Here is a 19,213-nt window from a genome sequence, read left to right as displayed (position 1 = left end):
AAAAGTGGGCTCGCTTGCCGGCATCAGCGACAAGCGGGGCCAGAGAGATTACAGATTCCGCAGCGCTGCGACTACTGCGTCGCCCATTTCCTGCGTACCTACTTTCGCGCAACCCGGCGACCAGATATCACCTGTGCGCAGCCCTTGATCCAATACCAGGCTCACGGCTTTTTCGATGGCGTCAGCAGCCACAACCTGATTGAAGCTGTAACGCAGCATCATCGACACCGACAGAATCGTCGCCAACGGGTTGGCGATGCCTTTACCTGCAATGTCCGGCGCCGAACCGTGGCACGGCTCGTACATGCCTTTATTGTTGGCATCCAGCGAGGCCGACGGCAACATGCCGATGGAGCCGGTGAGCATCGAAGCTTCGTCGGACAGGATATCGCCGAACAGGTTGTCGGTGACGATCACGTCGAACTGCTTCGGTGCACGCACCAGTTGCATGGCGGCGTTGTCGACGTACATGTGGCTCAGCTCGACATCCGGGTAATCCTTGGCCACTTGCTCGACGATTTCGCGCCACAGTTGGCTGGAAGCCAGAACGTTGGCCTTGTCGACCGAACAGAGCTTCTTGCCACGTACACGCGCCATGTCGAAACCGACGCGGGCGATACGGCGGATTTCGCTTTCGCTGTATGGCAGGGTGTCGTACGCCTGACGCTCGCCATTTTCCAGTTCGCGCACGCCGCGTGGCGCGCCGAAGTAGATACCGCCGGTCAGTTCACGGACGATCAGGATGTCCAGACCCGCGACGATTTCCGCTTTCAGGCTCGAAGCTTCAGCCAGTTGCGGGTACAGGATCGCCGGACGCAGGTTGCCGAACAGGCCCAGTTGCGCACGAATCTTCAACAAGCCGCGCTCTGGACGAATGTCACGTTCGATGGTGTCCCATTTCGGGCCGCCCACCGCACCCAGCAGCACTGCATCGGCAGCGCGAGCGCGGGCCAGGGTTTCGTCGGCCAACGGCACGCCGTGCTTGTCGATGGCGGCGCCGCCGATTACATCAAAGCTCAGCTCGAAATCCAGCGCGAACCTGTCGTTGGCCAGTTCCAGCACCTTGACCGCTTCGGTCATGATTTCCGGACCAATACCGTCACCTGGGAGAATCAGAATCTGCTTGCTCATGCGTTCCTCATGTCATCAGTCGGCGCGCCCTTTAGGCACGCCCGGAAAAATTCTATCGCTCGGCGGCTATTGTTCAGAGCTTAGCGTTCAGCCATCAGCACCAGTACATCGGTACTGAATGAACCATCGGCCTCTATCTCGAAATACTCGCGCACTTCGTTGCCCATTGCCTGCTGCAACTCGCGGATCGCCACGCGCAACGCTTGCGGTGTGCGCATGCGCTCGACCCAGGAGTTGTACTCCAGACGCAGCCGTTGGCGCGTGGTGCTGCGGGTATGCAACCCCGCCTCGCTGACCTGACGCAACCACTCGCCGGCGGAATAATCACGCACGTGGCTGGTGTCGCGCAGGACTTCAACGCTTTGCAGGTAAGTGTCGAACAACGGACTGCCCGGCGACAAGACGTCAATGAACGCTGCCACCCCGCCCGGCTTGAGTACCCGGCGCACTTCGCGCAATGCCTGCCCGAGATCGCTCCAATGGTGCGCCGAATAACGGCTGAACACGAAATCGAACTCGCCATCGGCGAATGGCAGGCGTTCCGCCGCGCCGAGTACGGTGGTCACGTTGCTCAGACCGCGATCAACCGCAGCGCCAGCCACCACGTCGAGCATCTGCTGCGACAGGTCGTAGGCCACTACTTCTTTCACCAAGGACGCCACATGAAAACTCACATGACCGGCGCCGCAGCCCAGGTCCAGCACCCGCGCATCACCGCGACCTGCGAGTTCGGCCTGTAGCAGTGCGAATTCGGTGCCTTGGGCGTGTACTGCGCTGCTCAAGTAGGCCGCAGCCTGTTCACCGAATTGCTTTTGTACCACTTCGCTGTGCTGGGCAGTGCTGGTCATGGCGACTTCCTTAGGGGGTGAGTCTTGTGTTGTCTGGGCTGCCGTCATCGCGAGCAAGCTCGCTCCCACACTGGAATTGAGGTGTTCACAAACCCTGTGGGAGCGAGCTTGCTCGCGATGAGGCCAATACTACCTACCGAAATGCCGGATCAATCACGCGTCGCGAAACAACCATGGCTGGCTGGCGCGGTGCTTGGCTTCGAACGTGGCAATCGCATCAGCGTCCTGCAAGGTCAGGCCGATATCGTCCAGACCGTTGAGCAGGCAGTGTTTGCGGAAAGCATCGATTTCAAAGCTCAGGACCTTGCCGTCAGGACGGGTCACGGTCTGGGCCTGCAAGTCGACCTGCAACTGGTAACCCGGATTGGCTTCCACCTGCGCAAACAACTCGTCGACTTCAGCGTCGCTCAGGATGATCGGCAGCAAGCCGTTCTTGAAGCTGTTGTTGAAGAAGATGTCGGCATAGCTCGGCGCGATAATGCTGCGGAAGCCGTACTCTTCCAGAGCCCACGGCGCGTGCTCGCGGCTCGAACCGCAGCCGAAGTTTTCCCGGGCGAGCAACACGCTGGCACCTTGATAACGCTCGGCGTTGAGCACGAAGTCCTTGTTCAATGGACGCTTGGAGTTGTCCTGATACGGTTGCCCGACATCCAGGTAACGCCATTCATCGAACAGGTTCGGACCGAAACCGGTGCGCTTGATCGACTTCAAGAACTGCTTGGGAATGATTTGGTCGGTGTCGACGTTGGCACGATCCAAAGGCGCGACAAGACCAGTGTGCTGGGTAAAAGCTTTCATGCTGCGCTCCTTTAGATCAATTCACGGACGTCGACGAAACGACCGTTGACAGCGGCGGCGGCGGCCATCGCCGGGCTCACCAGATGCGTACGGCCACCGGCGCCCTGACGACCTTCGAAGTTACGGTTGGAGGTCGATGCGCAATGTTCACCAGACTCCAAACGGTCCGGGTTCATCGCCAGGCACATCGAGCAGCCTGGCTCGCGCCATTCGAAACCGGCCTCGAGGAAAATCTTGTCCAGCCCTTCAGCTTCGGCTTGCGCCTTCACCAGACCCGAACCCGGCACCACAATGGCTTGCTTGATAGTCGAAGCCACTTTACGGCCCTTGGCGATCACTGCCGCAGCGCGCAAATCTTCGATTCGCGAGTTGGTGCAGGAGCCAATGAACACGCGGTCCAGCTGAATGTCGGTGATCGCCTGATTGGCAGTCAACCCCATGTATTTCAAGGCACGGACGATGGAATCGCGTTTGACCAGGTCCATTTCTTTAGCCGGATCCGGCACGTTCTGATCGACCGCGAGGACCATTTCCGGGGAAGTACCCCAGCTGACTTGCGGTTTGATCTGCGCAGCATCGAGTTCAACGATGGTGTCGAACTTGGCATCCGCATCGGACACCAGGTCTTTCCAGGCTTCGACAGCCAAGTCCCACTCCGCGCCTTTCGGTGCGAACGGACGACCCTTGACGTAGGCAACAGTCTTTTCGTCAGCGGCAACCAGACCAACTCGCGCACCGGCTTCGATGGACATGTTGCAGATGGTCATGCGGCCTTCGACCGACAACTCACGAATCGCGCTACCGGCAAATTCGATCGCGTGGCCGTTACCGCCGGCGGTGCCGATCTTGCCGATGACAGCCAGAACGATGTCTTTGGCAGTCACGCCGAACGGCAAGGTGCCTTCGACGGAAACCAGCATGTTCTTCATTTTCTTGGCGACCAGGCACTGAGTGGCAAGCACGTGCTCGACCTCGGAAGTGCCGATACCGTGAGCCAACGCGCCGAAAGCGCCGTGGGTCGAGGTGTGGGAGTCACCGCAGACCACGGTCATGCCCGGCAAGGTTGCGCCCTGCTCCGGGCCGATGACGTGGACGATGCCTTGACGCACGTCATTCATCTTGAATTCGACGATGCCATATTCGTCACAGTTGTCATCGAGGGTCTGAACCTGCAAACGCGAGACTTCGTCAGCGATGGCAGCAATGCCGCCCTTGCGCTCAGGAGTCGTCGGTACGTTGTGGTCCGGGGTTGCGATGTTGGCATCGATGCGCCACGGCTTGCGCCCGGCCAGACGCAGTCCTTCGAAGGCTTGCGGCGAGGTCACCTCGTGAATGATGTGACGATCGATGTAGATCAGCGCCGAACCATCGTCGCGCTGTTTGACCAAATGCGAATCCCAGAGCTTGTCGTAGAGCGTTTTGCCGGCCATCAGACGTTTCCTCATCAGCTTGTTTCTATGCCCTGGGTTAAGGACGCTTCAATAACCCCTTGGCTTGTGAGGTCGATCCTATGGGGTTACATTAAATAACTCAAATTCATATTTTTTATGCTTTGGATAACCAACTGGAATACGACCATGGACCTGGCCAACCTCAATGCTTTTATCGCCATCGCCGAGACCGGCAGCTTCTCCGGCGCGGGCGAACGGCTGCACCTGACCCAGCCAGCCATCAGCAAACGCATCGCCGGGCTGGAGCAGCAGCTCAAGGTGCGGCTGTTTGATCGACTGGGTCGGGAAGTCGGCCTGACCGAGGCCGGACGCGCCCTGCTGCCGCGGGCCTATCAGATTCTTAACGTGCTGGATGACACGCGCCGGGCGCTGACCAACCTGACCGGCGAAGTGAGCGGCCGTCTGACGCTGGCGACCAGTCATCACATCGGCCTGCACCGCCTGCCGCCCTTGCTGCGGGCGTTCACCCGACGCTATCCCGAGGTCGCGCTGGATATTCAGTTCCTCGATTCGGAAGTCGCCTACGAGGAAATTCTTCACGGTCGCGCCGAACTGGCGGTCATCACCCTGGCACCCGAACCCCACACACTGGTGAAGGCCACGCCAGTATGGGACGACCCGCTGGACTTCGTGGCGGCTCCGGAACACTCGCTGATCAGCAACGGCGCGGTCAGCCTGGCCGATATTGCCCGCCATCCGGCGGTTTTTCCCGGCGGCAACACCTTTACCCACCATATCGTGCAACGACTTTTCGAAGCCCAGGGGCTGACGCCAAACATCGCGATGAGCACTAACTATCTGGAAACTATAAAGATGATGGTTTCCATCGGTCTGGCCTGGAGCGTATTGCCGCGCACCATGCTCGATGATCAGGTGGCGCGCATTCCTTTACCGGGCATACAGCTCACTCGCCAGCTAGGCTATATCGTGCACACCGAACGGACGCTGTCGAATGCTGCACGGGCTTTCATGGCCTTGCTGGACGCACAAATCGATTTGCCAGGGACTCACGGCTAACTTGTGCTAATCCTTTAAGGTTGAAAATCCCTGCGCCAAACACCCAATTCAGCCCAAGGCCTGTTGCCAATGCCCAAATCTGCTGACCGCACTCGCTCACGCACGCCCCCAATGCCGCGCATTAAGGCGCTCGACCCGCGTACCTCGGAGCAGAGCTGGGAAAGCGCACCACAATTGCTCGCCGCTCTGAACGGCGCACGCCTGGGCGCCTGGTACTGGGATATTGAACGCGGGCTGATCAGTTGGTCACGGGGGACTCAAGCCCTGTTCGGGTTTGACCCAAGGCAGCCGCTGCCGGCCGATCTGGAATACCTGGATTTGTTGCCGGTCGAGGATCGCGCGAAAGCGCTGCGGGCCTTTCACGCCGTGGTGGCCGGCGCGCCGCTGGAACAGGCGATGCATCACCGAATCCGCTGGCCCGACGGCAGTCTGCACTGGCTGGAGATCAACGGCAGCCTGATACCGGACAAACAAGGTCGGCCACGAATGATCGGGGTGATCCGCGAGATCACCCATCAACGCCAGCGCGAACAGGCCCTGAGCAGCTCGGAGAAACGTTTCGCAACACTATTTCACCTATGCCCGAACATGGTACTGCTGACCCGCCAGGAAGACGGCCTGATCAGCGAAGCCAATCAATACTTCGAAAGCCTGTTCGGCTGGCCCGTGCACAGCGTGATCGGCCGCACGACGCTGGAACTGGGCCTTTGGGTGCACCCGGAACAACGCGCCAAACTGGTCAAGGCAACCAAGGCCAAGGGCGAACTGGTCAGCATGGAGGTGCAGTTTCGCGCCAGCAATGGCCAGATCCACGACGGCATTCTCAGCGCGCAAAAGGTTGAACTCGAGGGGCAGGCCTACCTGCTCAGCACGTTCCTGGACACCAGCGAACGCAAACTCGCCGAGCAAGCGCTCAAGGACAGTCAAGAGCGCCTGGACCTGGCCCTGGATTCGGCGCAACTCGGCACCTGGGACTGGCACATTCCCAGCGGCATGCTCTATGGCTCGGCCCGCGCCGCGCAGTTGCATGGCCTTGACCCGGTGCCCTTTCACGAACCTTTCGATGCGTTTTTCGAAGGTGTGCCCGACGATGAGCGCGGCAGCATGCGCGACGCCTACCGCAGCTTGCGCGAAGGCCCGGCCGGCAATTATCAGCTGACCTACCGTGTGCAATTGCCCGACGGCAGTTCGCGCTACCTGGAAAGCCGTGCACGGCTCTATCGCGATCAGTCCGGCGCGCCACTGCGCATGGCCGGCACCCTGCTCGACATCACCGACCAGGTGGAGCGCGAGCAACGCCTGATCACCTCCGAAGAAAAATTCGCCAGCCTGTTCCAGGTCAGCCCGGACCCGATCTGCGTGACGCGTCAGGACACCGGCCAGTTCATCGAGATCAACTCCGCCTTCACTCAGACCTTCGGCTGGAGTGCCAGCGACGTCATCGACCGCAGTGCCGACGAGATTGGCCTCTGGGACGCTTCGGTGAAGCGTCAGCAGCGCATCGAACAGGTGATTCGCGAACAAGCGCTGAACAACGTCGCAATCATCGTTCACCACAAGGACGGGCAATCCTTGACCTGCGTGATTTCCAGCCGCCAGATCAGCGTCGGCAACGAGCCATGCATCGTTACCACCCTGCGCGACATCACCCAGCAGCAACGTTCCGAGGCAGCGCTCAAGGCCAGCGAAGAAAAATTCGCCAAGGCGTTTCACTCCAGCCCCGACGCCATCACCATCACCGAGCGCGACAGCGGACGTTACCTGGAGGTCAACGACGGTTTCTGCCGTTTGACCGGCTACCGTGCCGATGAGGTGATTGGCAAAACCGTGTATCAGGTCGGTATCTGGGCCGAAGAAAAACAACGCTCGGCGCTGCTGGCCGAATTGAAGATCAAAGGCCGGGTGCATCACCAGGAAATGCTTGGACGTAACAAGCGCGGCGAGATTCTCACCGTCGAGGTGTCGATCGAGCCCATCACCCTGAACGAAACCGCCTGCCTGCTGCTGACCGCCCGGGACGTCAGCCTGCTGAGAAACGCCGAAGCGCAGATCCGTCACCTGGCCTACCACGACCCGCTGACCAACCTGCCCAACCGCGCCCTGCTGATGGATCGCCTGAGCCAGCAGATCGCCCTGCTTAAACGCCACAACCTGCGCGGCGCCCTGCTGTTCCTCGATCTCGACCACTTCAAGCACATCAACGACTCGCTGGGTCACCCGGTGGGCGACACGGTGCTGAAAATCATCACCGCACGACTCGAAGCCAGCGTGCGCATGGAAGACACCGTGGCGCGGCTGGGTGGCGATGAGTTCGTGGTGCTGTTGAGCGGTCTGGAAGGTACGCGCAGCGAGGTCAGCGAACAGGTTCGCGAGCTGGCCGACACCTTGCGCGAGCTGCTGTCCGAGCCGATGTTCCTCGACGGTCAACGCCTGCAAGTCACACCAAGCATCGGCATAGCCTTGATTCCCGATCACGGCTCAACCCCGACCGACCTGCTCAAGCGCGCCGACATCGCGCTATACCGGGCCAAGGACTCGGGGCGCAATACCACGCAGATGTTCCACAACACTATGCAAAAGGCTGCCAGCGAACGCCTGCGGATGGAAACCGATCTGCGTCTGGCCCTTTCGCGAGGCGAATTCAACGTGCAGTACCAGTCTCAGGTGGACGCGCAAGACGATCGCATCATTGGCGCCGAAGCCCTGCTACGCTGGCATCACCCGCAGCTGGGCGCGCAATCGCCCAGCGAATTCATCAAGGTGCTGGAGGACAGCGGACTGATTCTGGAAGTCGGCACCTGGGTCCTCGATGAAGCCTGCCAGGCCTTCAGGCAACTGATCGATAGAGGCCTGATCGACCCGCAGAACTTCAGTCTCTGCGTGAACATCAGCCCACGGCAATTCCGCCAGAACGACTTCGTCGAGCGGATTGAACACAGCCTGAACAACCACGGGTTACCGTATTCGCTGCTCAAGCTGGAGATCACCGAAGGCATCGTGATCCAGAACCTCGACGACACCATCAGCAAGATGCGCCGCCTGAAGAAACTTGGTGTCAGCTTCGCCATGGACGATTTTGGCACCGGCTATTCCTCGCTGACTTACCTCAAGCGCCTGCCGGTGGACACGCTGAAGATCGACCAGTCCTTTATCCGCGATGCGACCAGCGATCCGAACGACGCGGAAATCATCCGCGCCATTGTCGCCATGGCCCGCAGCCTTGAATTGACAGTGATTGCCGAAGGCGTCGAAACCCCCGAACAGCTTGAGTTCTTGCAGGGCCTGGGCTGCCATTTGTATCAAGGCTACCTGCACAGTCAGCCACTGCCGCTGGAGGCTTTCCTCAAACTGCTGAAATGACGGGTACAAAAAAGGGCGCCAGTGGCGCTAATGTCAGTCAGTTAAGAGATTCCGGGCGCAACGCATGACCCGTAGCAGCTGGCGAAGCCTGCGTCCGGCCGCGAAGCGGTCGTAAAATCACGCCACGCGGTCTTTCAGGTTAATCGTGCAAGCAGGATTTACGGGTGCTACGCACCCGAACGCAGCCTTCGGCAGCTGCTACGGATTGCGTACTGGCTTAACTGACTGGCATTAGCCAGTGGCGTCCTTGTTCATTTTCAGGCCGCTTCAGTGACCTGAACACCCAGCAAACGCGACACCTGATTCAGTTCGGTTTCACGACGCAGGACCGTGAACAGCTCCACCGCTTCGGGATAATTGCGGGTCAGCATCGCCAGCCACTGCTTCAAGCGACCCGGCGACTGGCGTGGTGTCATCTGTGCCTTGGCTTGCAGCCAGAAGTCCTGAAGCAGGGGCAGCAACTCAGCCCAGGTCATCTCGACCACTTCCTCACCCGCCCGTGCGGCAGCGATTTGTCGCGCCAGGTCAGGGCGCGAGACCAGACCGCGACCGAGCATGATGTCTTCCACGCCACTGATTTCGCGGCAACGGCGCCAGTCTTCAACGCTCCAGATATCGCCATTGGCAAACACCGGAACCTTGACCACTTCCTGCACCCGCGGGATCCACTCCCAATGCGCCGGCGGCTTGTAGCCGTCGGTCTTGGTGCGTGCATGCACGACGATGTGCGCGGCACCGCCTTCGGCCAACGCGGTGGCGCACACCAACGCGCCGTCGGGGCTGTCGAAGCCCAGACGCATTTTGGCGGTCACCGGAATGTGCGCTGGCACTGCGCGACGCACGTGTTCGACGATTTCGTTGAGCAGCTCCGGCTCTTTGAGCAGCACCGCACCGCCGCGTGATTTGTTCACGGTCTTGGCCGGGCACCCGAAATTCAGATCGATCACCTCCGAGCCCAGCTCACAGGCCAGCGCCGCGTTTTCCGCCAGGCACACCGGGTCGGAACCCAACAGCTGCACGCGCAACGGCACGCCGGCAGCGGTCTTGGCGCCGTTCAGCAGTTCAGGGCCGAACTTGTGGAAATAGGCGGGCGTCAGCAGCTGATCGTTGATCCGAATGAACTCGGTCACGCACCAATCAATACCGCCGACACGGGTCAACACGTCCCGCAGGATGTTGTCGACCAACCCCTCCATGGGCGCCAAAGCAATTTGCATGGAAAACACTCAACGAAAAACGTGCGGCAGTTTACTGGATTTACACAAGGAATCTGCAGAACATCGCTGATCGAGTGTGGGAGCGAGCTTGCTCGCGATTCAGGCGGCGCGGTTTATCAAGTACACCGCGTTATCGTTCATCGCGAGCAAGCTCGCTCCCACATTAAGCTAATGCCGGGCCGTAGCCTTCGATGAATTCCGCCGGCATGCGCTTGGGCTTGCCGCTGGACAGCTCGATGCAGACAAACGTGGTTTGCGCCCGCAGCAGCGTGGCGTTGTCGCTCGGGCGTTTCAGCTGGAAATGCCGGGTCATCTTCAGGCGCTGATCCCAGTCGACGATCCAGGTCGCCAACTGCAACTCATCGTCCTCATAGGCGGCGGCCAGGTAATCGATTTCGTGACGCACCACGGCCATCGCCCGGTCCAGCCGCCGATATTCGGTCAGGTCCAGCCCGAGACGCTGCGAATGGCGCCACGCGCAACGCTCAAGCCAGGTGACGTACACCGCGTTATTGGCGTGCCCCAGACCATCGATGTCCTCGGCGGCCACCTGCAGATCAATGATAAACGGCGTTGCCCGATCCCAGCCCATGCCCCACTCCCGGTCAGATTATTCGACCGGGGCAGTGTAACGGATGATCAGGCAGATTGGCGCGCCTGCAAGCTACGACCGGACAGCAGCGACAGCACGCCTTCGATCAGTCGCGGATCCGCCAGCACTCGCTGATGACCACCCTCTGCCAGGCGCAACAGGCGGCTGTCGAACCAGGCGTCGTGAATCAGCTGCGACTCCTTGACCGAGACAAAGCAGTCGTCCTCGGCATGCACGATCAGCCCTGGCATATCCAGTTGGTAATGCGCGACATCGAGCCGTGACGCCTGGATGCCCACATCCTGCTCGACCTTGCGGATAAACGCCGAGCGCGCCTTGGGCGGCATGCGGACGTGACGGGCAAAGCCGCGCAGCACAGCGAGAATCCGCGCCGGGGCGGCGATGCTGACCAGGGTTTCAGTGCGCAGCCCCAATTGAACGGCAAGCATCGCACTGGCGCCGCCCATGGAGTGACCGATGACCGCTTGCAAGGGTGGCAGCTCCGCCGCCGCTTCGAGCATGGCACGCGCAAACAGCACGACGTTGGCCTCGCGACCAGGAGAACGACCGTGCGCCGGACCATCCAGCGCGACCACGGTGTAGCCGGCATCCACCAGCGCCGTGATCAAGCTGGCGAATTGCGTCGGCCGACCTTCCCAGCCGTGCATCAACAGCACCGTCGGGCCCTGCCCCCAGCGCAACGCTGAAAGACCGAAGCGCAAGGTAATCCGCTCGGAGTTCGCCAGCAGCGGCATTTCCCAATCACGCGGTGGCAGCTCGCGCGGCGTCATGAACGCCGAACGCATCTTGCTCGCCACCAACTGTGGTGCAACCCAGCCCAAGGTGCCATTAACGCCACGAATCCAACTTAACGTGCTCATCGCTCATCTCCAAAGGCTTGTGCTTCAGGTCATAGCACCGCCGACTTGGCGGCACGCAGTAATCGATCGGACAACTCACCGGCACCCAGCGCCCGCGCCAGGGCCAAACCACCGACCATCAGCGCCAGGTCAGCCAGCGCTTTGTCGATGTCTTCCGGGCTGGCGGCCAATTGCGCGACCATCAGCTCGACGTGTTCATTCAAGGCCAGACGAAAATCGTCCGGCAGACGCCCCAACTCCCCTACCGACGCCGGAATCGGACAGGCGTGCTCGGTGGAATCACGGTGTTTGCGCGACAGGTAAAACGCAGCGACCAACGCCCGGCGCTCCTCGCCAGTCAGATCGGCGTCCATGTCGGCAATCATCGCCCGACGCTGGCCGAGCAATTGCGTGAAGGCCTCCAGCATCATCGCGTCCTTGCTTTCGAAGTGTGCGTAGAAGCCGCCGACGGTCAGGCCGGCAGCGCCCATCACTTCACCCACGCTGGGCTCTGCCGGGCCGCGCTGAATCAGCGCGGAGCTGGCGGCCTGGAGAATGCGTTCACGGGTTTGAGCTTTTTTGTCGTTCATCGTTGCCTCCGAATATTACGATTAAAATATTATTCTCATAATAATTTTACGCAAGTCGTTGATGTGACCGTTGGTCAGAAGAACAGTTTTGGGAGAATGCGGGGATTGGTCAAACGCCAGACAAACAAAAGGGCCATTCAATAATTGAATGACCCTTATAAATCCCGCAGAGCGGGTAATCGTGGCGTCCCCTAGGGGACTCGAACCCCTGTTACCGCCGTGAAAGGGCGGTGTCCTAGGCCACTAGACGAAGGGGACACAAACCCTTCTATACACTGATCAGTGCTGAGTACTGATCGATTCAAGGCCGGTGTGGCCAGACCTTGAACTGTAAAATTGGTGGAGCTAGACGGGATCGAACCGTCGACCTCTTGCATGCCATGCAAGCGCTCTCCCAGCTGAGCTATAGCCCCGGATTTTTCGCCTCGCGGCGGAGCGATGTTTTGCAACATCACTTCTGTAAAACTGGCGTCCCCTAGGGGACTCGAACCCCTGTTACCGCCGTGAAAGGGCGGTGTCCTAGGCCACTAGACGAAGGGGACGCAAACCCTTCTATACAACTGATCAACGCTGAGTGTTGATCGCTTCAAGACCGGTGTGGCCAGGCCTTGAAGTGTAAATTGGTGGAGCTAGACGGGATCGAACCGTCGACCTCTTGCATGCCATGCAAGCGCTCTCCCAGCTGAGCTATAGCCCCTCATCGCTGAGGACGGGGCGAATCTTAATGGCGCTTCGGAAAGCTGTCAAACTTATTTTTAACAATTTCCAAAGTTTTTTGCCGCCATAACAATCACTTACCGCCCTCCCCCCGAAAAATGGGGGTGGCGCCGAAGAGCAAGATCAAAAGATCGCAGCCTTCGGCAGCTCCTACGCGGGGTCAAACACCTCAGGCGATAGCGCCCAGGAGTTTTTCCCACTCTTTGTTTTCTTTCTTCGACACGCCACCGAGCAAGTCGATGGCCTGGCGCAGACGGAAACGCGTCAGGTCCGGGCCGAGGATTTCCATCGCATCCAGCACCGAGACCGAACTGGCCTGACCGGTGATGGCGGCGAACATCAGCGGCATGGCGTCACGCAGCTTCAACTCCAGGGATTCGACCACGGCCTGAATGGTCGCAGTGATGCTGTCCTTCTCCCACTGACGCAGGCTTTCGAGCTTCCACAGGATCAACTGCATCAACTGGCGAACCTGATCGCCCGAGAGCTTCTTGGACTCGAACAGCTTGGCATCCGGGGTCACGCCACCGGCGAAGAAGAACCCGGCCAACGGTGCGATCTGGCTGAAGGTTTCAACCCGACCTTGCACATGTGGCGCGATCTTCATCATGTACTCGGGGTTCAGTGCCCAGGTCTGCACGCGGCTGGCGAACTCTTCCACCGGCAGATCACGCAGCCATTGGCCGTTGAGCCACGACAGCTTCTCGATGTCGAAAATCGGCCCGCCGAGGGAAACACGCTTCAGGTCAAAGTTGTCGACCATTTCCTGCAGCGAGAACTTCTCGCGCTCGTCCGGCATCGACCAGCCCATGCGTCCCAGGTAGTTGAGCATCGCTTCCGGCATGAAGCCCATGCGCTCGTAGAACGTTACCGAGGTCGGGTTCTTGCGCTTGGACAGCTTGCTCTTGTCCGGGTTACGCAGCAGCGGCATGTAGCACAGCTCTGGTTGCTCCCAGCCAAAGTACTCGTAAAGCAGGATCAGCTTCGGTGCCGATGGCAGCCACTCTTCACCGCGCAATACGTGGGTGATGCCCATCAAGTGGTCGTCGACCACGTTGGCGAGGAAGTACGTCGGCAGGCCGTCGGTCTTCATCAGGACTTGCATGTCCATGCGATCCCACGGGATCTCGACGTCGCCACGGAGCATGTCCGGCACCACGCAGACGCCTTCGGTCGGCACTTTCATACGGATGACGTGTGGCTCGCCAGCGGCCAGACGGCGCGCGACTTCTTCCTTGGAGAGCAACAGCGCACGGCCGTCGTAACGCGGGGTTTCGCCGCGAGCCATTTGTTCGGCGCGCATCTGGTCCAGTTCTTCGCTCGTGCAGAAGCACGGGAAGGCGTGGCCCAGATCGACCAATTGCTGGCAGTACTTCTGGTAGATGTCGCCGCGTTCGCTCTGGCGATACGGACCGTGCGGGCCGCCCACATCCGGGCCTTCGCTCCAGTTGATGCCCAACCAGCGCAAGGCATCGAAAATCTGCTGTTCGGACTCGCGGGTCGAACGCAATTGGTCGGTGTCTTCAATCCGCAGGATGAACTCACCGCCATGCTGCTTGGCAAAGCAGTAGTTGAACAAAGCGATGTAAGCGGTGCCGACATGGGGATCGCCGGTAGGCGATGGCGCGATGCGAGTGCGGACGGTGGTCATGGCATGTCTCGAAAGAATATAAAAAGCGGAGATGAAACAAAGGGCGAATGGTAACAGGCGTTACCCGCCCGGCTCCAGTGAGCAGGGCATTTAAGCCAACGTCGGGGCTACAAAAGGCTCCGGCACCGTTCAATGGCTGATTATCAATAAGTGGCATTTACCGCTTATCGGCTATATGACAGATTCGAGTACTGATAAATCTCCTTACACTTTCTCGACTACAGTCTGCCCATGCCTGCCCAACTCAAGCGTCGCCTGTTTATTTTCCTGCTGATCGTCCTGCTGATTGCCGGGGGCTTCTTTGCTCAATGGTTCTTCAAGGGACGGTTTTATGAAAGCACCGACAACGCTTATGTCCAGGGTGAAATCACCCGTGTCTCCAGCCAGTTGGGCGCGCGCATTGAAGAAGTACTGGTGCAGGACAACCAGCACGTCGAAAAAGGCCAGTTGCTGATCCGACTTGAAGGCGATGACTTTCATCTCGCCGTCGACCGCGCTAACGCGACCCTCGCCACTCGCGAAGCCGAGCGCCTGCAAGCACAGAGCAAACTGACCCAACAAGCCAGCCTGATTGCCGCCAGCGAAGCTCAGGTCGCTGCCAGCCAAGCCACCCTCGGCCGCTCGCAAATCGATCTGTCCCGCGCGCAAACCCTGCGTAAACCGGGTTATGTCTCGGAAGAACGGGTGACCACCCTCTCCGCCGATACCCACATCGCCCGCTCGCAAGTGGCCAAGGCCCAGGCTGATGCCCAAGGCCAGCGCCAGCAGGTCAACGCCTTGACGGCCGAGATCAAGCGCCTCGATGCGCAAATCGCCAACGCCAAAACCGATCTGGCGCAGGCCCGGTTGAACCTGACCCGCAGCGAGATTCACGCACCGATCAGCGGCCTGATCGGCCAGCGTGCCGCCCGCAATGGCCAATACGTGCAGGCCGGTGCTTACCTGCTGTCGATCGTCCCGGATCAGGACATCTGGATTCAAGCCAACTTCAAGGAAACCCAGATTGGCCACATGCAGCCCGGCCAGAAAGCCGAGCTGACCTTCGATGCCTACAGCGACACGCCGATCGAAGCCCGGGTCGACAGCCTGTTCGCCGCCTCGGGCGCGCAGTTCAGCCTGCTGCCACCGGACAATGCCACCGGCAACTTCACCAAAGTCGTACAACGGATTCCGGTGAAACTGACTTTTGCTGCTGACAATCCGCTGCACGGCAAGATCCGCCCAGGCATGTCGGTCACCGTCAAAGTAAACATCAAAGACCCTGTCGATGGCCGGTGATCAACTGATCCGCCCGGTCGGCGAACCGACCCGGCGGGACTGGATTGCGGTGATGAGCGTGATGCTCGGCGCCTTCATGGCGGTGCTTGACATCCAGATCACCAACGCCTCGCTCAAGGACATTCAAGGCGCGCTGTCAGCGACACTGGAAGAAGGCTCGTGGATTTCCACCTCGTACCTGGTGGCGGAAATCATCATGATCCCGCTCACCGCGTGGCTGGTGCAGCTGCTTTCGGCACGACGGCTGGCGGTCTGGGTTTCACTGGGGTTTCTCGCCGCCTCCCTGCTCTGCTCGATGGCCTGGAGCCTGGAGAGCATGATCGTGTTCCGCGCCTTGCAGGGTTTCACTGGCGGTGCGCTGATCCCGCTGGCGTTCACCCTGACGCTGATCAAACTGCCCGAACACCATCGCGCCAAAGGCATGGCGATGTTCGCCATGACCGCGACCTTCGCACCCTCCATCGGTCCGACCCTCGGCGGCTGGCTGACGGAAAACTGGGGCTGGAAGTACATCTTCTACATCAACATCCCGCCGGGGCTGATCATGATCGCCGGCCTCATGTATGGCCTTGAGAAAAAAGAAGCCCACTGGGAATTGCTCAAAAGCACCGACTACATGGGCATTCTCACGCTGGGGGTTGGCCTGGGGTGCTTGCAGGTGTTTCTTGAGGAAGGCCATCGCAAGGACTGGCTGGAGTCGAACCTGATCGTGACGCTGGGGTGCATCGCCCTGCTGAGCCTGATCACCTTTGTGATCGTGCAAGTGTCCAAGCCCAATCCGCTGATCAACCTCGGCATTCTGCGCAACCGCAACTTTGGCTTATCGAGTATTTCCAGCCTGGGCATGGGTGTGGGGTTGTACGGCTCGATTTATCTGCTGCCGCTGTATCTGGCGCAGATCCAGAACTACAACGCCTTGCAGATCGGTGAAGTGATCATGTGGATGGGCGTGCCGCAGCTGTTCCTGATTCCGCTGGTGCCGAAACTGATGAAATTCGTTTCGCCGAAGTGGCTGTGCACGCTCGGGTTTGGCCTGTTTGGCTTGGCGAGCATTCTTTCGGGCGCGCTCAACCCGGATTTCGCCGGACCGCAGTTCAATCAGATCCAGCTCGTCCGGGCGCTGGGTCAACCGCTGATCATGGTGACCATTTCGCTGATCGCCACCGCCTACATCCTGCCGCAGGATGCAGGCTCCGCTTCGAGCCTGTTCAATATTCTGCGTAACCTCGGCGGCGCGATTGGTATCGCCCTGCTCGCCACGTTGCTGGATGCACGAACCAAGACCTACTTCGATTATTTGCGTGAGTCGATCGTGCCGAGCAACCCGCAGGTGGCTGAGCGCATGGCGAGCATGACCGATCGATTCGGCAGTGAAATGGCAGCCCTGGGAAAACTCAGCGAGATTGCCCATCAGCAAGCCTTGATCATGGCTTACAACGATGCGTTTCACTTTGTCGGGATTGCGCTGGGGGTGAGCATGCTGGCGATCTTACTGACCAAGGCGTTGCCGCCTGGATTGAAGGCTGGAGAAGCGCATTAAGACCGCAGCGCCCTTATCGCGAGCAAGCTCGCTCCCACATTGGACCGCGCACGCCCGGACAACGCGATCAACTGTGGGAGCGAGCTTGCTCGCGATGGCGGCCTGACAATCACTACAAATCTCAGACGGTCAACAACCGCTCGCGCATCTTGGTGATTTCGTCGCGTGTCTGCGCGGCGGCTTCGAACTCCAGATCGCGGGCGAGCTGGTACATTTTCTCTTCCAGCTGACGAATGCGCTTGGCGATTTCGCTCGGCGAGCGCAGTTCGTTTTCGTACCGGGCACTTTCCTCGGCAGCCTTGGCCATCCCTTTGCGCTTCTTGCTGCGCGAGCCCGGCACGACGGCGCCTTCCATGATATCGGCGACGTCCTTGAACACCCCTTTTGGAGTAATGCCGTTGGCCAGGTTGAACGCGATCTGTTTGTCGCGACGCCGCTCGGTCTCGCCAATCGCCCGCTCCATAGAGCCGGTGATCCGGTCGGCATACAGAATCGCCCGACCGTTGAGGTTACGCGCCGCGCGGCCGATGGTCTGAATCAGCGAGCGTTCGGAGCGCAGGAAGCCCTCCTTGTCCGCATCGAGAATCGCCACCAGCGACACTTCCGGCATGTCCAGACCTTCACGCAGCAGGTTGATCCCCACCAACACATCGAAGGTGCCCAGACGCAAATCGCGGATAATCTCGACCCGCTCCACGGTATCAATGTCCGAGTGCAGATAACGCACCCGCACACCGTGGTCGGCAAGGTAGTCGGTCAAGTCTTCGGACATGCGCTTGGTCAACGTAGTGACCAGCACCCGTTCCTCCAGCGCAACCCGCTTGGTGATTTCCGAAAGCAAGTCGTCGACCTGAGTCAGCGCCGGACGAATCTCGATTTGCGGATCGACCAGACCGGTCGGCCGCACCAGTTGCTCGATCACTCGACCGGCGTGTTCCGCCTCGTAGTTGCCCGGGGTCGCCGAGACGAAAATCGTTTGCGGACTGATGCTTTCCCACTCGTCAAAACGCATCGGCCGGTTGTCCAGTGCCGAGGGCAGCCGGAAACCGTATTCGACCAATGTCTCTTTACGCGAACGGTCGCCCTTATACATCGCGCCGACCTGCGGCACGCTGACGTGGGATTCATCGATTACCAGCAAGGCATCGGCAGGCAGATAGTCGAACAAGGTGGGCGGCGGCTCGCCAGATTCACGGCCCGACAGGTAGCGCGAGTAGTTTTCAATGCCATTGCAGTAGCCCAGCTCAAGAATCATTTCCAGGTCAAAACGGGTGCGTTGTTCGAGACGCTGGGCTTCCACCAGTTTGTTGTTGGAGCGCAGGTATTCCAGGCGCTCCTGCAGCTCGACCTTGATCCCTTCGATGGCTCCCAGCAGGGTTTCTCGCGGTGTTACATAGTGGCTTTTCGGATAGAAGGTGAAACGCGGCAGCTGGCGAATCACTTCGCCGGTCAACGGATCGAAGGCAGAGATCCTCTCCACTTCATCATCGAAGAGCTCAATACGGATCGCTTCGAAATCGGATTCCGCCGGGTGGATATCAATCACATCGCCACGCACGCGGAAGGTCGCGCGGGCGAAATCCATGTCATTGCGGGTGTATTGCAGGTCGGCCAAACGGCGCAGCAAGGCACGCTGATCGAGCTTGTCGCCACGATCGACGTGCAGCACCATTTTCAGATAGGTTTCCGGGCTGCCCAGACCGTAGATGCACGACACCGTGGTGACGATGATCGCATCCTTGCGCTCCAGCAAGGCTTTGGTCGCCGACAGACGCATCTGCTCGATGTGATCGTTGATCGAGGCGTCTTTCTCAATGAACGTGTCGGACGACGGCACGTAGGCTTCGGGCTGGTAGTAGTCGTAGTAGGAAACGAAGTACTCCACCGCGTTGTTCGGGAAGAACGCCTTGAACTCGCCATATAACTGCGCGGCCAGGGTCTTGTTCGGCGCCAGCACCAGGGTCGGCCGCTGCACCTGGGCGATCACGTTGGCGATGCTGAAGGTCTTGCCCGAACCGGTCACACCGAGCAACGTCTGGTGCGCCAGCCCGGCCTCGATGCCCTCGACCATCAAACGGATGGCTTCCGGCTGATCGCCGGCGGGCTCGAAGCGGGTCACTAGCTGGAATTCAGACATAACGTACCTCTTGGTTCATTCCTGCG

The 19,213-nt window shown here is 59.8% G+C and carries 14 protein-coding genes and 4 tRNA genes; 4 read left to right on the top strand and 14 right to left on the bottom strand.

Going from position 1 to position 19,213, the window contains the following annotated elements:
• Positions 1 to 48: 48 nt before the first annotated feature.
• The 4 genes from leuB to leuC all read right to left on the bottom strand — a co-directional run bounded on the left by leuB (position 49) and on the right by leuC (position 4,207).
• Complete coding sequence (leuB, locus tag BK659_RS14440) at positions 49 to 1,131, bottom strand: 3-isopropylmalate dehydrogenase (protein WP_123425726.1); 1,083 nt, start codon at positions 1,129 to 1,131, stop codon at positions 49 to 51.
• 80 nt (positions 1,132 to 1,211) lie between these two features.
• Complete coding sequence (locus BK659_RS14435) at positions 1,212 to 1,979, bottom strand: class I SAM-dependent methyltransferase (protein WP_123425725.1); 768 nt, start codon at positions 1,977 to 1,979, stop codon at positions 1,212 to 1,214.
• Positions 1,980 to 2,132: 153 nt separating this feature from the next.
• The gene (leuD, locus tag BK659_RS14430) at positions 2,133 to 2,777 is read right to left on the bottom strand and encodes a 3-isopropylmalate dehydratase small subunit (protein ID WP_123425724.1); all 645 of its coding nucleotides are present in this window, start codon (positions 2,775 to 2,777) and stop codon (positions 2,133 to 2,135) included.
• Positions 2,778 to 2,788: 11 nt separating this feature from the next.
• Entirely contained in the window at positions 2,789 to 4,207 is a 1,419-nt protein-coding gene (gene leuC, locus BK659_RS14425) for a 3-isopropylmalate dehydratase large subunit (RefSeq protein ID WP_123425723.1), read from the bottom strand.
• A gap of 147 nt (positions 4,208 to 4,354) precedes the next feature.
• Between leuC and BK659_RS14420 the strand changes: the two genes are divergently transcribed.
• Both BK659_RS14420 and BK659_RS14415 read left to right on the top strand, forming a co-directional pair.
• Entirely contained in the window at positions 4,355 to 5,245 is an 891-nt protein-coding gene (locus tag BK659_RS14420) for a LysR family transcriptional regulator (RefSeq protein WP_123425722.1), read from the top strand.
• Positions 5,246 to 5,314: 69 nt separating this feature from the next.
• Complete coding sequence (locus tag BK659_RS14415; RefSeq protein WP_123425721.1) at positions 5,315 to 8,605, top strand: EAL domain-containing protein; 3,291 nt, start codon at positions 5,315 to 5,317, stop codon at positions 8,603 to 8,605.
• Between the two features lie 257 nt (positions 8,606 to 8,862).
• Here BK659_RS14415 and BK659_RS14410 read toward each other — a convergent pair whose 3' ends face one another.
• The 9 genes from BK659_RS14410 to gltX all read right to left on the bottom strand — a co-directional run bounded on the left by BK659_RS14410 (position 8,863) and on the right by gltX (position 14,232).
• Entirely contained in the window at positions 8,863 to 9,822 is a 960-nt protein-coding gene (locus BK659_RS14410) for a tRNA dihydrouridine synthase (protein ID WP_123425720.1), read from the bottom strand.
• Positions 9,823 to 9,985: 163 nt separating this feature from the next.
• Positions 9,986 to 10,414, bottom strand: a complete 429-nt coding sequence (locus BK659_RS14405) for an acyl-CoA thioesterase (RefSeq protein WP_123425719.1) — start codon at positions 10,412 to 10,414, stop codon at positions 9,986 to 9,988.
• A gap of 47 nt (positions 10,415 to 10,461) precedes the next feature.
• Positions 10,462 to 11,295, bottom strand: coding sequence for an alpha/beta fold hydrolase (locus BK659_RS14400; protein WP_123425718.1), 834 nt, complete (start codon positions 11,293 to 11,295; stop codon positions 10,462 to 10,464).
• Positions 11,296 to 11,324: 29 nt separating this feature from the next.
• Positions 11,325 to 11,864 (bottom strand): TetR/AcrR family transcriptional regulator, encoded by a 540-nt coding sequence (locus tag BK659_RS14395; protein WP_123425717.1) that lies wholly within the window; start codon positions 11,862 to 11,864, stop codon positions 11,325 to 11,327.
• 182 nt (positions 11,865 to 12,046) lie between these two features.
• A tRNA-Glu gene (locus BK659_RS14390) sits at positions 12,047 to 12,122 on the bottom strand.
• A gap of 79 nt (positions 12,123 to 12,201) precedes the next feature.
• Positions 12,202 to 12,277: transfer RNA gene (locus tag BK659_RS14385), tRNA-Ala, on the bottom strand.
• 53 nt (positions 12,278 to 12,330) lie between these two features.
• Positions 12,331 to 12,406, bottom strand: a tRNA-Glu gene (locus BK659_RS14380).
• Between the two features lie 79 nt (positions 12,407 to 12,485).
• Positions 12,486 to 12,561 (bottom strand) — tRNA-Ala (locus tag BK659_RS14375).
• A 189-nt stretch (positions 12,562 to 12,750) separates the two neighbouring features.
• On the bottom strand, positions 12,751 to 14,232 hold the full coding sequence (gene gltX / locus BK659_RS14370) for a glutamate--tRNA ligase (protein WP_123425716.1): 1,482 nt from the start codon (positions 14,230 to 14,232) through the stop codon (positions 12,751 to 12,753).
• 231 nt (positions 14,233 to 14,463) lie between these two features.
• Between gltX and BK659_RS14365 the strand changes: the two genes are divergently transcribed.
• Entirely contained in the window at positions 14,464 to 15,510 is a 1,047-nt protein-coding gene (locus BK659_RS14365) for an HlyD family secretion protein (protein ID WP_123425715.1), read from the top strand.
• On the top strand, positions 15,500 to 17,050 hold the full coding sequence (locus tag BK659_RS14360; protein WP_123425714.1) for an MDR family MFS transporter: 1,551 nt from the start codon (positions 15,500 to 15,502) through the stop codon (positions 17,048 to 17,050). Before BK659_RS14365 ends, BK659_RS14360 begins: the two co-directional genes overlap by 11 nt.
• A gap of 121 nt (positions 17,051 to 17,171) precedes the next feature.
• On the opposite strand, the gene uvrB is transcribed toward BK659_RS14360, so the two are convergent.
• Positions 17,172 to 19,187, bottom strand: coding sequence for an excinuclease ABC subunit UvrB (uvrB, locus tag BK659_RS14355; protein ID WP_123425713.1), 2,016 nt, complete (start codon positions 19,185 to 19,187; stop codon positions 17,172 to 17,174).
• Between the last annotated feature and the right edge of the window lie 26 nt (positions 19,188 to 19,213).

The organism is Pseudomonas brassicacearum (assembly GCF_003732225.1).
Classification (GTDB): Bacteria; Pseudomonadota; Gammaproteobacteria; order Pseudomonadales; family Pseudomonadaceae; genus Aquipseudomonas; species Aquipseudomonas brassicacearum_E.
Note: the sequence above shows the minus strand (reverse complement) of the source record. Positions and strands in the feature narration are given on the sequence as shown.

What these genes read in the sequence shown, in the direction of transcription:
- leuB (WP_123425726.1), bottom strand. Translation starts at nt 1,131, where the DNA reads ATGAGCAAGCAGATTCTGATTCTCCCAGGTGACGGTATTGGTCCGGAA.
- BK659_RS14435 (WP_123425725.1), bottom strand. Translation starts at nt 1,979, where the DNA reads ATGACCAGCACTGCCCAGCACAGCGAAGTGGTACAAAAGCAATTCGGT.
- leuD (WP_123425724.1), bottom strand. Translation starts at nt 2,777, where the DNA reads ATGAAAGCTTTTACCCAGCACACTGGTCTTGTCGCGCCTTTGGATCGT.
- leuC (WP_123425723.1), bottom strand. Translation starts at nt 4,207, where the DNA reads ATGGCCGGCAAAACGCTCTACGACAAGCTCTGGGATTCGCATTTGGTC.
- BK659_RS14420 (WP_123425722.1), top strand. Translation starts at nt 4,355, where the DNA reads ATGGACCTGGCCAACCTCAATGCTTTTATCGCCATCGCCGAGACCGGC.
- BK659_RS14415 (WP_123425721.1), top strand. Translation starts at nt 5,315, where the DNA reads ATGCCCAAATCTGCTGACCGCACTCGCTCACGCACGCCCCCAATGCCG.
- BK659_RS14410 (WP_123425720.1), bottom strand. Translation starts at nt 9,822, where the DNA reads ATGCAAATTGCTTTGGCGCCCATGGAGGGGTTGGTCGACAACATCCTG.
- BK659_RS14405 (WP_123425719.1), bottom strand. Translation starts at nt 10,414, where the DNA reads ATGGGCTGGGATCGGGCAACGCCGTTTATCATTGATCTGCAGGTGGCC.
- BK659_RS14400 (WP_123425718.1), bottom strand. Translation starts at nt 11,295, where the DNA reads ATGAGCACGTTAAGTTGGATTCGTGGCGTTAATGGCACCTTGGGCTGG.
- BK659_RS14395 (WP_123425717.1), bottom strand. Translation starts at nt 11,864, where the DNA reads ATGAACGACAAAAAAGCTCAAACCCGTGAACGCATTCTCCAGGCCGCC.
- gltX (WP_123425716.1), bottom strand. Translation starts at nt 14,232, where the DNA reads ATGACCACCGTCCGCACTCGCATCGCGCCATCGCCTACCGGCGATCCC.
- BK659_RS14365 (WP_123425715.1), top strand. Translation starts at nt 14,464, where the DNA reads ATGCCTGCCCAACTCAAGCGTCGCCTGTTTATTTTCCTGCTGATCGTC.
- BK659_RS14360 (WP_123425714.1), top strand. Translation starts at nt 15,500, where the DNA reads ATGGCCGGTGATCAACTGATCCGCCCGGTCGGCGAACCGACCCGGCGG.
- uvrB (WP_123425713.1), bottom strand. Translation starts at nt 19,187, where the DNA reads ATGTCTGAATTCCAGCTAGTGACCCGCTTCGAGCCCGCCGGCGATCAG.